Consider the following 440-nt stretch of genomic DNA (forward strand, 5'->3'; position numbering starts at 1 on the left):
GGTGCCCGCCGGCGGCCAGCTCGGCCCGGAGGCGGCGCACGCCAGGCCGGCCGTCGAGATGGGTGTAGTGGTACTTGATCAGCTCGATCAACTCGCCGTCCTGCCGCTCGTGCGCCGACGGGGCGCTGCCGCGCCACTTGTAGTAGCCGGCAGTGGAAACCCCGAGTTGGGCGCACATGAACGTCACCGGGTAGGAATTGGAGTCGGCCCAGTCCGCGATCGCCGCGTATTTCACCGCGGGTCTTTCGCGAACCAGGTCGCTACTTTTTTTGCGAACTCAGCCTCCATCCGGAGTCTCTTGTTCTCCTCGCGGAGGCGCTCCAGCTCCACCCGTTCATCCTCATTCAATGGACGCTCGGGATCTCGCCCCTCACCTCGGGCCTTCTTCACCCATTTCCCCAATGTCATCTCGTGGACGCCGATACTTCGTGCGACCTCGG

1 protein-coding gene and 1 pseudogene are annotated in these 440 nt (G+C 64.5%); both read right to left on the reverse strand.

Features of this window, described 5'->3' with window-relative positions; genetic code table 11:
- Positions 1 to 235: pseudogene (locus tag BKD30_RS15170) on the reverse strand (IS3 family transposase); the annotation flags it as partial.
- The coding region (locus tag BKD30_RS15175) for a transposase (RefSeq protein ID WP_143588231.1) at positions 232 to 440 on the reverse strand (209 nt) is incomplete at its 5' end. The pseudogene BKD30_RS15170 and the gene BKD30_RS15175, both read right to left, overlap by 4 nt.

Source organism: Tersicoccus phoenicis (assembly GCF_001968835.1).
Taxonomy (GTDB): Bacteria; Actinomycetota; Actinomycetes; order Actinomycetales; family Micrococcaceae; genus Tersicoccus; species Tersicoccus phoenicis.